This is a genomic window from Mucilaginibacter sp. (assembly GCF_965277465.1).
Classification (GTDB): domain Bacteria; phylum Bacteroidota; class Bacteroidia; order Sphingobacteriales; family Sphingobacteriaceae; genus Mucilaginibacter.
This window is the reverse complement of sequence record NZ_CBDICW010000001.1, coordinates 1,787,505-1,801,514: the sequence shown is the minus strand read 5'-3', so window position 1 is coordinate 1,801,514 and position 14,010 is coordinate 1,787,505. Positions and strand designations below refer to the sequence as shown.

Here is a 14,010-nt window from a genome sequence, read left to right as displayed (position 1 = left end):
AGCTGATAAATACCTGCTTATCCACTATTTTTATCTCATGTAAATAGTGTTATATTTCCGTTAATTTAACTGATCAACCCTGTCACCCATGACTTATAAAAAACTCTCCCTGCGTTTAAAATTTGTTGCATTCTTTATTTTTTGTCAAACAGGTATGCTGATGGCGCAAGCCCCCGTAGCTAAAGCTGCACTATATGAGCAAACCAGCGAAATGGGCACCCTGGTAACCGGGTACGGGCAGGATGTAAATGCAATCAGCAGCTTTTACTCGCCTTATACGGCTATAGATGGTTATCCTAATCAATCGGTACAGACATCACCCGAGGAAAGAAAACGTTTAGTTGAAATTGCTAACAGCTATCTTGAAAAGCTTAAACAAGCTGACTTTGACAGCATGAGCATTTATGGCAAGGTTGATTATATCCTGCTAAAAAAAGAGATCAATTTTGATTTGGGCGCTTTAAAGCTTGATGAGGACGAGTACAATAAAATAACGGCCTATATTCCCTTTGCTGAGGAGATTTACCAGTTAGAAAAAAAACGCCGCCGTGGCATCTCTGTCGATGGGCAGGAAGTTGCCTTGCAGCTTAACAATATCCTGAAAGCTTTAAATTCATCGAAAGCTTCATTTGCCAATGTGCAAACTATTGATATGCCGCTGGCGCGTAAAGGCAAGGCTGCTGTATTGGGCTTACGCAGCCGCTTAAAAAGCTTTTACGATTTTTACATTGGCTATGATCCAAACTTTACCTGGTGGATGCCAAAGCCTTACAAAAACCTGGATTCGGCCTTAAATGTTTATGCTAACCTGATTATGAGCAAGGGCAAGATAAACACCACCCAAAAACCTGACAGCAGCGGCATAAAAGGCGTACCCATTGGGCATGATGAGATAGTTAGACAGCTTAAGGCCGAAATGATTCCTTACACACCTGAGCAAATGATTGAACTTGCCAACAAGGAGTTTGCCTTTTGCGATAAGGAAATGTTAAAAGCCAGCAACGAAATGGGTTTTGGAAACGATTGGCACAAAGCTTTGGAGAAGGTGAAGAACAGCTATGTACCGGCAGGTAAACAACCCGAAGAGATATTAAAACTTTATAATGATGCCCTTACCTTTATTAAGGGGCACGACCTGATAACCATACCCCCGCTTGCCGAAGAAACATGGGGAATGACCATGCTTACACCCGAACAGCAGCTGGTAAATCCTTTCTTTTTAGGGGGAAGCCAGATCATGATCAGTTACCCCACCAATACCATGAACGAGGATGACAAATTGATGAGCATGCGCGGTAACAACCCCTATTTTTCGCGCGGAACGGTTCAGCATGAGTTGCTGCCGGGCCATAACCTTCAATATTTTATGAATAGCCGCTATAAATCATACCGCGGTAATTTCAGTACCCCTTTCTGGACCGAAGGCTGGTCGTTATATTGGGAATTGTTATTATACGACCAGGGCTTTGCGCAAACGCCGGAGCAGCGTATAGGTATGTTGTTTTGGCGCATGCACCGTTGCGCCCGTATCATTTTTTCGCTCAACTATCACCTTGGCAACTGGACCCCACAGCAATGTATCGACTTTTTGGTTGAACGTGTAGGCCACGAACGTGCCAACGCCGCAGGCGAAGTAAGGAGGTCGTTTATGGGTGGCTATAGCCCGCTTTACCAAGTGGCTTACCTGACAGGCGGCTTGCAGCTGATGAGCCTTAAACATGAATTAGTTGATGGCGGTAAAATGACCTACAAGCAGTTTCATGATGCGGTAATGAAAGAAAACAACATGCCGATTGAAATGGTGCGCGCCACCCTAACCAACCAGGCCTTAGACCGTGACTTTACTACCAAGTGGAAGTTTTATGATTTTGGGAAATAGTATTATAAAGATTTGATGCTGGGGATCTATGCATGCGGTCAGGCCTTTGCCCTCACCCTTCGAGTACCTCAGGGTGACCGTCTATCTAAACACAGCATAAACGAAGGGGTGTCATACTGCACTCGAAGCACGAGTGGGCAAAGGTCTCTGCGCTCATCCTTCGAGTACCTCAGGATGACAGCCCCATTTTATTTAAAAAGGCCTGTCAAACTGAAACAAGTTCAGTTCGACAGGCCTTTAATGTGAGGGGCCGGAAAAAGGCTGGCATTACGGAAAACTTATTTCACCGCCCACTCATGGATCCCGGCAGAATTATCAACCGGAAGCTGTACTTCCATTTTAAGGGCCGTGGTTTCTACCGGCTCAAAGTTTAGTACGTTGTATTTATCTTTTGCTATGGCGTATGGTGCTATAGGTTTTACAGGTACCCATTCACCATCTTTTTTATAGTACACCTTGTATGATAGCGGGATACGGCAACCGCCCCAGGGACCATCATCAAACCAATAAACTTTTGATTCTGATACTTTATGTACCGCGTCAAAATCATACTGAACATATTCGGTAGTGTTTTGCTTAGGCCACCAGTGCAGGTAAGGCAGGGCGCTGTCTTTTGAATCCTGCGGATCATACTGATCGTTCAGGGCCTTCAGCATCCTTTTATTTTTTATGGAACCTGATACGGTGCTCATGCTGGCAATAGTTGGCGCAGGCTTAGGCATTGATGCCGATGCCTCGTAAGGGATCCAAACTGTCATTTCGCTTGGGCCGCGGTTAGCCCAGGCATAATAAGGTATAGCGGTAACGCTTTGTTCTGTTTGCAAAAGGGCATCGCTGTTTAACTGGCGTTTGGTGCTTTTACCTTCGGCAGTAATTACTTCAATACCATTTAGCATATTGGCTTTATAGCTGGCATTGCTCGCAGCCATTTTATTTATGGTGATGTTTTGCACCACGCTGTCGCGATTATCCGGGCCTTCAAGGCAATAAACAATGGGGCCGCGTTCAAATGCAAAACGGTCAACATCGGCCTTAACTAATTTGTTGGCCAATACCTTTTGGGTTTCCATTGGCAGGTTCATGGTAATAACATCACCTTTTTTCCATTTGCGGGCAATAACTGCATAACCCTTTTCGGTTGTGTAAGCAAGTGCTTTGCCGTTTATGCTGATGACAACCGGATCAGGATGCTGATCCATAAAAGTATATAAACCACCCGGTACAGGTTTGGCCAATGCCCAGCCCGGTATGCGCACCCTTACAGTAAAACTGCTGCTTTTAACAGGGTTAACGGCAATATCAACCTTCCCATTCCATGGGTAATTAGTGGTTTGTACAATGTTAACCTTACCGGCAGTAAGCGTAATATCGCTGCTGTTGCTCATAAACAGGTTAACGTACAGGTCGTTTTTATCATGTGCATAAACATAGCCCGGTACCGATGGTAAAAAGCGCGTCATGTTGCTGATGCAGCAGGCACAGCTAAACCAGGCACTACGCTGGTGCTGGCTCATGGATGCCAGCGGGTTTGGATAAAAGAAACGATCGCCACTCAGGGATACGCCCGATAACAAACCGTTATATAAGGTACGTTCTAATATGTCGATATATTTTGAGTCGCCATGCAATTGAAACATGCGGCTGTTCCAGTAAATATTGGCAATTGCCGCGCAGGTTTCAGCGTAAGCCGACATGTTGGGCAACTGGTAAGCATCGCCAAAAGCCTCACCCGCATTGGTTGCGCCAATGCCACCGGTTATATAAAGCTTTTTATCAACCACATCGTTCCATATATCGTCAATAGCGTGCAGGTATTGCTGGTTGCCAGTAAGGGCGGCAACATCGGCCATCCCGGTATACATGTAGGCTGCGCGTACGGCATGGCCTTCGGCCTCGTGCTGATCAACCACGCGCCTGTCGGCCTGGTTATAGGCATCGCCCTTAGGGCCGCGAACATCTAAAAAGAACTTAGCCAGATCAAGGTATTTTTTATTGCCGGTAACCCTGTAAAGCTTGGCTAAGCCAATCTCCACAATCTGGTGGCCGGGGTACTCTTCTATTTTACCATAGCCAAAAGTGCGGGTAAGCAGATCGGCATTTTTTATGGCGATATTAAGCATGGTGCGTTTACCTGTAGCCTGGTAATGCGCAACGGCAGCCTCATAAAGGTGGCCGGCATCGTAAAGCTCATGGCTTAATATTTCTTCGTTCTGCCAGCGTTTAGCACCTATCCATTCATGCGGTTTTTTAGCGTTTACCGTACGGAAGGTATACAGGTAACCATCCTTTTCCTGGGCTGCGCCGATAATGCCGATCAGGGTATCAATATACCTGTCTAATTTAGGGTTGCTTTTTACCTGCATAGCGTATGATGCACCCTCAATTACTTTATAAATATCAGTATCATCAAAAGGAAACTCGCTTAGCTTATCGCCATCAAGCATTTTTGCTGCGCGAAGAAAATTATCAACCCGGCCATTGGCCTTGCATTGTGCCAGCACATAAGGGATGGTTACATTAGCATTAACCTCCATTTTAGGTTCCCAAAAGTTATCGTTTACGTGTACCTGCGTAAAAGGGACAGGCTGTATAGGATAATCTTTTTGCTGGGCCGATGCCTGGCTAATTAACAATACAGTGCACAAAAACAAAAAGGAAGCTTTTTGAATTTTGCTGCAGCTTAATTTTAATGACATATACATAGTTTTATAAAGCAGGTTAATGCTATTAATTTATGATCAGATAAAAAAATAAATGACCGTTTAGTGCATGTTAAAAATAAACAAGCAGGCCAGTATCTCCTAACCATAAATTGGCTGAATATAACGAAATCCTACCCGCTTTTAGTGTTCATTTAACAATTAATAAATAATAAATAAACTTAAAAGGCAGGCAGTTAGTAAAAGGACTATGGTCTGTATAACTACTTCCCGCTTTTCGCTTCACAGTAAGCCAAAAAAAAGCCGGATGCTTTTTAAACATCCGGCTTAATATAATATTGCATGCGCAGCCTATTTTAATGCAGTGCTGCTGTATAAATGATACTCGCCGGGGGCAAGTGTCATGCTTACTGTTGTGGATGGTACGCTCAGGGTAGTTCCGGTAATGTTATCATACCAGGTACCTGTTGAAGGGAACACGATGTTCTGCGTTTTTGAAACCACATCAAAGTTACCTATCACCTCAATATTATTGGTATTATCCAGCATCTGGATGGTTTTAACTGATCCGTCAAGACTATATTTAAAGTTGGTTGAAGCAAAAACCGGGTTATTGATCTTCCATTTAATCATTCTCGAATATGTTTGGTACAGGTGATGGCGGTTTGCATCGCTCATATACTCCCAATGCGGATCTTTATCACCGGTACGGCCATTATAATCAATAGTAATATCATAACCACGCTCACCAAACTGCCATACCATTTTAGGGCCTGGAGATGAGAACATAAATATAGCGCCCATTTCGTCGCGTTTTAAGCCTGTTGGCAGGTCTTTAACGTTATAGCTGCCTGCTGCATTGCCGTAAGCTGTGTTTTTAAACTGCAGCCTTTCCTGGTCATGGCTCTCAAAATAAGCAATCAGCGCATAAGGGTTGGTAAAGCCATAGCCATCATAAAACAAGCCCGAAATATCCCATGACGGGTTTGTGGCATAACCCATTGTAGCCTGCTCGCCCGGTGTGCTCAGGTTTGTCCATAGCATCATGCCGCGGCTGGCTAATACTGCTTCTTCGGAGTTAACCGCAAAGTATTCCAATATCTGATAAAACTTAGGGTCAAGGCTTGTCATATAGGTATTATAATCGCTCCATATTGCAACCCTGCTGGCATCGTAAGCGGCCCATGCAGCCTCGTCAGTAGTGCCCGAATTGGTTTGGGTAAATCCTTTGGCCTCATCAAAGCGCAAACCATCAATCTTATACTCCTGCATCCAGTACTTAATCACATTTTTGGTAAAGTACTTGGTTGCCGCACTCTCGTGGTTAAGCTGAAAACCTACACCGTCGGGGTGCATAACGGTCTGGTCAAACCAGGGGCTGTTTGCTGCCGGGGCTTTATTTACAGCATCATAATACATCTGTACCATTGGCGATGATCCAAACTGATCCTCTAACACTATATCCTGTATCACAGCAATACCCTTGGCGTGGCAGGCATCAATAAAGGCTTTGTAATCATTAGGTGTACCATAGTATTTGTCAAGGGCAAACATATAGTTGGAGTTATACCCCCATGAATCATTACCCTCAAACTCATTTACAGGCAATAGCTCAATAGCATTTACGCCAAGGTTAGCAATATAGTTTAAGGTATCGGTTAGTGTTTTATAGCTGTGGGTAGCTACAAAATCGCGCACTAAAAGCTCATATACTACCAGGTTTTTAGGATCGGGGCGGGTAAATGACGATGTTTTCCAGGTATAAGCGGCTGGTGTAGCCTCAGTAACACCTACAATACCTGTTGTTTTACCTGTGGGATAAGCCTTTAAATTTGGATACACCGAAGTAGGTATATATTTATCATTATCCGGATCAAGTATTTTGTGGCTGTAAGGATCGGCTACCTTTATGGAGCCGTCAATATAATACTGATAGGCATACTCAGTATTTGGATCAAGGTTATCGATCTGGATCCACCAGCGGGTGCCATCGGTTGAGTTGGTCATGGAATACTTGGTATCGGTAGACCAGCCATTAAAATCACCTGTTAGCACAACCGATTTTTTGTTAGGCGCATATAAATTAAATATAGCCGATGTACCGTTGTTGATAAACGTTACCCCATCGCCTGCCCCGGAGGGAACATCTTTTCCTGTCGGGTTGGTAGTTCCGGTAACGTTCCCGGAACCTTTGTCGACAGAAGGACTTTTTTTACATGAAGTAACTCCTATCAGCAGTATGCCGACAAGCAATAAGTACAAATTCCTGCATTTCATATCTTTTTCTCTTTATAAATTGGTGTATAAAAGTAATCTGATTTTTTTTATTTCCAATACGTTAGCATAAAATAAAAGCACAGTACACGCAAAAGTTTATAAATTTTGGAGAAAAAGCAGGTTTGCTGCTAACAATTAGCAGTATTTACAAAAAACAAGAAAATCTAATTAAGTATTGTAGCTAAGAGCTGCACATTAAATAGTTTGATCAATAATGAAAGCTTACCTGATATGCTTTTTAACCAGCTCAACCAGTTCGTTCATATCAAATGGTTTTTGCAGATAGGAGTCGGCAAGGCCTTCCTCGGCAATATCTTTAATGTTACTCACTGCCGATATAATAATTACCGGGATGTGGCTTGTTTGGGGCGTAGTTTTTAGCTGCTTGCTTAATTGCTGGCCATTGGCATCGCTTTTCCATTCGGTAAGCCAATTGTCCATTAGTATCAGGTCGGGGTTATGATCCAGTACATGCTTAAGGATCTTTGAATCGCCCGAGGATATAACCTCATACTCTTCTTCCTCTAAAATGTAAACAATCGTATCCCTGATGTCCTTATCGTCCTCAATAACCAATATTTTTTTGGCCATAACCTTTAAGCTGCTTTATTCCTATAACAACTAATGGTATGCCTTTTGTTTTAGCCTGAAGCTTATTTTTGCAGGATTTTTAAAAATTTACCGCCCAAAGACATAAGAAAACTCATTACCATTAGTGTTTAAAGCAGAATAAGGAATATAATTTCAGCGCTCTGCAAGGATGGTTTAAGCAAGCTCATCCATCAAATTATAGCAGATACGGCAGCGTGGCTCATAGCTTTCCTTTTCGCCCAATAATACCTCACTTTCATCAGGCACCAGGCGGTAACTGTACATGGCAGGGTTTCCGCACCTCACACAAACAGCGTGCAGTTTGGTAACAGATTCGGCCATAGCCATTATGGTTGGCATGGGGCCAAAGGGGCGGCCCTTAAAATCCATATCAAGACCCGCTACGATTACGCGGATCCCCTTGTTAGCTAATATATTACAAACATCGGGCAGCTCATCGTCAAAAAACTGGGCCTCATCAATACCTATCACGTGCACATCGCTGCCCAGCAGTAATATCGACGATGCATTCTCAACCGGGGTTGATGGTATGGAGGTTGAGTTGTGCGATACCAGTTCGGTTTCAGAGAAACGGGTATCGGCTTTAGGGCTAAATATCTCTACTTTTAACCTTGCAATTTTAGCACGGTTAAGCCTGCGGATCAGCTCCTCGGTTTTGCCCGAGAACATAGAACCGCATACTACTTCAATGCTACCGCCCAGCTCACTTCTCCGCCTGAAAATCTCCTCGCTAAATACCATATTTACTTGTCTGAACTGCTGCTTTTTCTGAATTATATTTTTGTTGATTTTTTGTAAATGATTGCTGTTTTATTGATAAAACATGCAACCAACTTAACACTAATGCCGTACTACTAAGCGCTAATAAGCGCCCAAAGGGCCTCAAATATCAGAATTTAATCTTATTTTTGATAGCATTTTCCAATATTGAAACATGAAGCAAAAGGAAGTATTTAAAAAGATAGGTGGTATTATACAAGAGCTGAGTGACCAATATGAATACCTGCAAACTGTTACAGACGATCTGAACGATCTGGAGCTTGAACTTTTTGTTTCAAACGCTCATTTTTTAACAGACCATATTGAGATACTTTGCAAGCTTAACTTACAAAACACCAGGTTAAAACGCCAACTGCCAGCTGACAGGACGGAATCAACCTATGAGCAGCAGAAGTTTTTTGAACCGGTAGTGCAGCAAATGAAACCCGGTAACGGATTAAAAAATTTAAAATTCACCAAGCCAACCCCTAAGCCGGTTGCTGAGCCTGAACCTGAAGCAAAAAAAATCATTACACCACAACCGGAAGAACAACCTGTACCGGAAATTAACCTGAGCGCTGAAAGCCCGGCAGACAGCTATTCGTTTATTAGAGAAGAAGAACCTGAAACTATAAGGCACGAACTTGTTTTGGACGAAAGCGAGAACTGGGATGATGATGAGCCTTCGCCGGAAATTGAATTACAAAAGGAGCCTGAAATTATCCAGGATGAAATACCTTTTATAATTGAAGAGCCTGTAACTGAAATTGAAACTATTGAGGCCGAACCTATTGCCCAAATAGAAGAAGCGGAAGAAGAACCCGTAGCACAAGCCCCGAAAGAGGAAAAAGCAGAAGAAGAAGTACTTACCCGTAACCAGCGCATGTCATCGCAAATGGCGGCATCCAAAACGGACTTAGCCAACATAAAACCTATAAGCGATATAAAATTAGCTATTACCCTTAACGATAAGCTGCTGTACGTAAAAGACCTTTTTAATGGCTATAACCTTGCTTACAGTGAGGCTATAGAAATATTAAACCGCTTTAATACTTTTGAAGAAGCTTCGCGCTTTTTGAAAACCAATTACGTTACCAAAAACAACTGGGAAGGCAAGCCAGCAACTACCGAAAAGTTTTATGCTTTGCTGAGAAGACGTTATGCGTAAGGAAAAAAGTCTTTAAAAAGAGATCTATTAACCCGCCGGCTAAACGATCCCCATCCGGTTTGAATCGAGCTTTAGCAGGATAAACAGCAGGATTGTGAAGCTGAGTAATGACGAGCCTCCGTAACTGATGAACGGCAAAGGGATACCTATTACCGGTACCAGCCCTATTGTCATCCCCACATTGATCATCACGTGGAAAAATATAATGGAGGCGGCCCCATAGCCATAAACCCGCGAGAATGGCGATCGCTGCCGCTCGGCTATCATTATCAGCCGCAGCACCAGGAACAGGTATAAACCTATTACCACTAACGATCCGGCAAAGCCCCACTCCTCGCCTACGGTGCAAAAAATAAAGTCGGTACTTTGCTCAGGTACAAATGCGTATTTGGTTTGGGTACCATGCAGGTAACCCTTACCCCACATTTTGCCCGATCCGATGGCGATTTTTGATTGGTTTACGTTATATCCTTTTCCCTTCAGATCGCTCTTTATACCTAATACAATATCAATACGCACCTTTTGATGCGGCTGCAAAACGTTATTGTAAATAAACTTTACGCTTAAAACAAACACAATACAAATAGCCAGGCCCGTTAATATGGTGACCAGTACCTTCTTGCTTCTTTTAAACATAAAAATAATGAGCGTGCCTATAGCCACTATTACCAGAATAACAAACAAAGGGTTATACAGAATTGCCGTTACAAACAGCGCTATAAACAGAAAACCTATTACCAAAAAATAAGGCGAAAGCCCCTCGCGGTACAAAACAAATACCAGCGAAAGGAATACCAGTGTTGACCCCATATCGGGCTGCAGCATGATCAGGAACATGGGTACGCCAATAATTGCTGCCGCTATGGCTAATGATTTTGGTTCAGATACTTTTACGTTAGGGCCGCTAAGGTATCGCGCCAGCAACAAACAGGCGGTGAGTTTTGCAAACTCTGCCGGCTGCAGCCTGAAACCGCCGCCCATAGAGATCCATGCGCGGTTACCGCCAACGTTTCGGCCAATAACCAATACTAACAGCAGCAACAACACGGTTACCCCGTAAAAACCCGGTGACAGCGCCGTTATAAAACGGCTCTCGAGCAACAGGATAACCACGCCCAATACAATTGATATAATTATGAACAGGAACTGTTTACCATAATTGGTTTCAAAATCAATGATGCTTGGGTGCCTTGCATCAAAAACAGCTGCATGGATATTGAACCAGCCAATGGTACAAAGAGCCAGGTAAATAAATACGGTTACCCAATCAACATTAAAAAAGAAACTGCGCTGGTTATTTATCATCTTCTTTCTTTTTTGGCATTACGGCTAAATACTTTGTTGCCGCATCCTTTTTATTCCCATGCGATGCACTTTTTGATCCTTTAAGCTGTTTGTTCACCGAATCCTGCTTTGCTTTTTTAATACTATCGGCAGGGAGTAACTTTTTCTTATAGTGATGTAAAAAAGTAGCGGTATCGGGCAAGCGGTTAGCGTTGGCAAAATAATCAACAGTAATCCCAGATTCGCGGGCACTGATGCTGCCTTTTAAATATTGCTCAACTATAAAACTGGCTATTGGTGCTGCCCAGTGAGCACCCTCGCCTGAGTTTTCAACCACTACGGCAATGGCAATTTTAGGATGATCGCGCGGGGCGAAGGCAACAAATACCGAATGCGCTTCGCCATGATTATTTTGGGCCGTTCCGGTTTTACCACACATAATTATACCCGGAATTTTCGAGCGGATAGCGGTACCGTTTTCAACCACTGCCTGCATTCCGTTTATTACCGGTTCAAAGTATAGGGAGTCGATACCCACATAATTTTTTTCGGTATATTCCTTTTTAATAATGTTCTCGGTTCCGATAGCCTTAATGAGGTGAGGCTTATAAAAGTAACCGTGGTTAGCTATGGTACATTCAATATTGGCCATTTGCAAAGGGGTTGTTTCCAGCTCACCCTGCCCAATTGCTAATGAAAGTATGGTGCTTGAGCGCCAGCCGCCATGTTTGTAAACATTATCATAATGCAAAGGCGTAGGTAAGTTACCGCGCGATTCGCCGGGCATATCAAGCCCAAGCTTTGAGCCCAGGCCAAATTTATTTACGTTGGTGCGCCAGTTGGTAAAAGTAGCTTCGGTTTGTTTTGCACCGTCGCGGTCAATGATCTTTTGAAAAACCATTGAGAAATAGCCATTGCATGATTTTGCAACCGCACTGCTCAGGTTTACCAAACCGTGTGCTTCCCTGTTATTACAGGTTACTACACGGTTACCTGCACGATAATATCCCGGGCAATAGTAAGTAGTTTGCGGGCTGATGATACCTTCCTGCAGGGCAATAAGCGCACTAAGCGGCTTGAATGACGACCCCGGTGGATATTGCGCCTGTATCGGCCTTATAAAAAATGGGGTGTATGGGTCTTTATACAATGCTGCCGCATTGTTACCACGCTCGCGGCCAACCATAAGGTTGGGGTCATAAGTGGGGCTGCTTACATAGGCTAATATCTCGCCCGTTGATGGCTCAATAGCTACAATACTCCCTACCTTATTGTGCATCAGCTTTTCGCCAAGCTTCTGGATATTTATATCTAATGATGAGGTTAAGCGCTCGCCTGCTACTGCGGCAGTATCAAACATACCGTTTGCATAATGCCCCTGCGGGCGGTTACGCGAATCGTACATCAGGTTTTTAACACCACGTTGCCCGCGTAATACCTGCTCGTACGATCTTTCGACCCCGGTTACCCCGATATAATCGCCCTGGTGATAATACCCGTTTGATCGTTTAATATCTTTATCCGTTACCTCGCCAATATAACCTAAAAACTGTGCAGCTACCGAATCGGGGTACGAACGCAGGTAGCGTGTAACCGGCGCAAAACCCGGAAACTCCGAAAGCCGCTCCTGTAGGGAAGCAAAGGTTGTTACCGAGATCTGTTTTTCGAAAATTGATGGCCTGTTAGGCGATACCTTCATGGCCTTTGCCCAGCGTTTATCAAAGCCTGGTTTATCAATACCTAACAGCTTGCAAAGTTCAATGGTATCAAAGGGCTTAACCTCGCGCGGGTTTACGGTAATATCATAAAAGGGCTCGTTTTGTACCAGTATCTTCCCGTTACGATCCAATATAGGGCCGCGGGCGGGGTACTGTACAATTTGACGCAGTACGTTCTTATTGGCATAAATAGCGTATTTATCGTCAATTATCTGGATGTAGAACAACCGGGCTAACAGTATGAAAACTATAGTGATGAAAATACCTGCTATAACGTAGCGCCGTTCAAAAAAACTGTTCATTTACGCTCTTTCCTTCTGAAAAATAATAGACCCGAAATTAACATTAAAATCACGGTAAAAAGTGAACTCAATAAAATGCGCCCTATTGTAAATTCTAATTGCGACAAGCTAAAGGCTTCCAGGTTTAACAGGAAAAAGTGATGAACAAGCGTAAGCACTACCGCATAGGTAAAAAACCAGCGGAAACCCATAATGCTCAACGTAGGCTCGGGTTCGTTATCAAAACCATCCTTTTGCACGGTAATGTTTATGAATACAATACGCACAAAAGCCAGCAATACGCACGATGCTGCATGCAGGCCGGGCGTATCATAAAAAGCATCTATTGTGATCCCTAATATAAAGGCAAGTACAAAAAGCAACAGGTTGGGTACCTCAAATGGCAGCAGCAGCAGGAACAGGATATACAGGTACGGGGTTGAAAGATCATACACATTGATATTCTTCAACAAAAAAACCTGTATAAAAACCAATACTATAAACCTTATAAGGTTTACTATTATACTTTTACTCATTCTTTTTTTGCTGAGCCTCCAATCCCTCTTGTTCTTTTCCGAATCTGTTATCTACCACATCAACATATTGCAGTTTGCTAAAATCAACGGATAGCGTTACTTCCATGTTGAGCGATGCGCCCCCTGCCTTGGTATGCAGGTTACTTATTTTGCCAATCGGTATCCCCTCGGGGAAAAGCGAGTAGCCGGATGTTACCACTAAATCGCCTATTTTTGGTTGGGCATTATTTGAAACATCCTTTAACACCCCTTTATGCGGATCGAGTTCATCTCCCCACTCTATCGAGCCTATTTCCTTATTAGTAGCCAGCATAGCGCTAAACTGCGAATCCTTGTGCAGCAGCGATTGTATCACCGAAAAATGATCCGATACAAAAACAACTTTACCAACTAAGCCCAAATTACAGATAACCCCAAAACCTTTTACAATGCCCTGTTTGGCGCCTTTATTAATGGTTAAATAGTTATTGCTGCGGTTTACTGAATTATTGATAACCCGGCATACAATGTACTCGTATTGCTGCTTGTAAATGGTATCTGTTACCTTGCGTTTGCTTACACTGTCAACATAAAAAGAAGATTTAAGCTGATTGCGCAAACGGCCGTTTTCGCGGGCAAGGCTATCGTTTACATCTCTAAGCGACAAGTAGCTGTTAAACTCGCTCATACGGGCATACAGGCTCCCTGTAACCTCGTTTGAAGAGGTAATGAAAGTAGCTTTTTGAAAAGAGTTGTATTTAACGTAGATAAGCAGGGCTGCAACCTCAAAAATCAGGAACAAAAAGAATGCGTTATACTTAGTGATAAATATCAAGAGGTTACGCATAGTACAGTTA

10 protein-coding genes are annotated in these 14,010 nt (G+C 43.2%); 2 read left to right on the top strand and 8 right to left on the bottom strand.

What is annotated here, in order from left to right:
• Positions 1–88: 88 nt before the first annotated feature.
• Positions 89–1,879 (top strand): DUF885 family protein, encoded by a 1,791-nt coding sequence (locus ACQY4U_RS08125; RefSeq protein ID WP_428328893.1) that lies wholly within the window; start codon positions 89–91, stop codon positions 1,877–1,879.
• Between the two features lie 278 nt (positions 1,880–2,157).
• Here the strand turns inward: ACQY4U_RS08125 and ACQY4U_RS08120 are convergent, their stop codons facing one another.
• From ACQY4U_RS08120 to ACQY4U_RS08105, 4 genes are all read right to left on the bottom strand, one after another.
• On the bottom strand, positions 2,158–4,575 hold the full coding sequence (locus tag ACQY4U_RS08120; protein WP_428328892.1) for a glycoside hydrolase family 127 protein: 2,418 nt from the start codon (positions 4,573–4,575) through the stop codon (positions 2,158–2,160).
• Positions 4,576–4,890: 315 nt separating this feature from the next.
• Positions 4,891–6,816 carry an alpha-amylase family glycosyl hydrolase gene (locus ACQY4U_RS08115; RefSeq protein ID WP_428328891.1) on the bottom strand — a complete coding sequence of 642 codons (1,926 nt, stop codon included), beginning with the start codon at positions 6,814–6,816 and terminating at the stop codon, positions 4,891–4,893.
• 222 nt (positions 6,817–7,038) lie between these two features.
• Positions 7,039–7,407: a response regulator transcription factor gene (locus ACQY4U_RS08110; protein WP_428328890.1), complete on the bottom strand. Its 369-nt coding sequence runs from the start codon at positions 7,405–7,407 to the stop codon at positions 7,039–7,041.
• 174 nt (positions 7,408–7,581) lie between these two features.
• Positions 7,582–8,169: a thymidine kinase gene (locus ACQY4U_RS08105; RefSeq protein WP_428328889.1), complete on the bottom strand. Its 588-nt coding sequence runs from the start codon at positions 8,167–8,169 to the stop codon at positions 7,582–7,584.
• A 193-nt stretch (positions 8,170–8,362) separates the two neighbouring features.
• On the opposite strand from ACQY4U_RS08105, the gene ACQY4U_RS08100 reads away from it, so the two are divergent.
• Positions 8,363–9,355 carry a hypothetical protein gene (locus ACQY4U_RS08100; RefSeq protein ID WP_428328888.1) on the top strand — a complete coding sequence of 331 codons (993 nt, stop codon included), beginning with the start codon at positions 8,363–8,365 and terminating at the stop codon, positions 9,353–9,355.
• Between the two features lie 39 nt (positions 9,356–9,394).
• Here the strand turns inward: ACQY4U_RS08100 and rodA are convergent, their stop codons facing one another.
• The 4 genes from rodA to mreC are packed head-to-tail and all read right to left on the bottom strand — an operon-like array spanning position 9,395 to position 14,000.
• Complete coding sequence (gene rodA / locus ACQY4U_RS08095; RefSeq protein WP_428329737.1) at positions 9,395–10,657, bottom strand: rod shape-determining protein RodA; 1,263 nt, start codon at positions 10,655–10,657, stop codon at positions 9,395–9,397.
• Positions 10,650–12,659: a penicillin-binding protein 2 gene (mrdA, locus tag ACQY4U_RS08090; RefSeq protein WP_428328887.1), complete on the bottom strand. Its 2,010-nt coding sequence runs from the start codon at positions 12,657–12,659 to the stop codon at positions 10,650–10,652. The genes rodA and mrdA overlap by 8 nt, the downstream gene beginning before the upstream one ends.
• On the bottom strand, positions 12,656–13,174 hold the full coding sequence (locus tag ACQY4U_RS08085; RefSeq protein ID WP_428328886.1) for a rod shape-determining protein MreD: 519 nt from the start codon (positions 13,172–13,174) through the stop codon (positions 12,656–12,658). The genes mrdA and ACQY4U_RS08085 overlap by 4 nt, the downstream gene beginning before the upstream one ends.
• Complete coding sequence (mreC, locus tag ACQY4U_RS08080) at positions 13,167–14,000, bottom strand: rod shape-determining protein MreC (protein WP_428328885.1); 834 nt, start codon at positions 13,998–14,000, stop codon at positions 13,167–13,169. The genes ACQY4U_RS08085 and mreC overlap by 8 nt, the downstream gene beginning before the upstream one ends.
• Positions 14,001–14,010: the final 10 nt, after the last annotated feature.

Excerpts from the sequence above, each read along its gene's own strand:
- mrdA (WP_428328887.1), bottom strand. The coding sequence starts at position 12,659 with ATGAACAGTTTTTTTGAACGGCGCTACGTTATAGCAGGTATTTTCATC.
- mreC (WP_428328885.1), bottom strand. The coding sequence starts at position 14,000 with ATGCGTAACCTCTTGATATTTATCACTAAGTATAACGCATTCTTTTTG.
- ACQY4U_RS08105 (WP_428328889.1), bottom strand. The coding sequence starts at position 8,169 with ATGGTATTTAGCGAGGAGATTTTCAGGCGGAGAAGTGAGCTGGGCGGT.
- ACQY4U_RS08120 (WP_428328892.1), bottom strand. The coding sequence starts at position 4,575 with ATGTCATTAAAATTAAGCTGCAGCAAAATTCAAAAAGCTTCCTTTTTG.
- ACQY4U_RS08085 (WP_428328886.1), bottom strand. The coding sequence starts at position 13,174 with ATGAGTAAAAGTATAATAGTAAACCTTATAAGGTTTATAGTATTGGTT.
- ACQY4U_RS08110 (WP_428328890.1), bottom strand. The coding sequence starts at position 7,407 with ATGGCCAAAAAAATATTGGTTATTGAGGACGATAAGGACATCAGGGAT.
- ACQY4U_RS08100 (WP_428328888.1), top strand. The coding sequence starts at position 8,363 with ATGAAGCAAAAGGAAGTATTTAAAAAGATAGGTGGTATTATACAAGAG.
- ACQY4U_RS08115 (WP_428328891.1), bottom strand. The coding sequence starts at position 6,816 with ATGAAATGCAGGAATTTGTACTTATTGCTTGTCGGCATACTGCTGATA.
- ACQY4U_RS08125 (WP_428328893.1), top strand. The coding sequence starts at position 89 with ATGACTTATAAAAAACTCTCCCTGCGTTTAAAATTTGTTGCATTCTTT.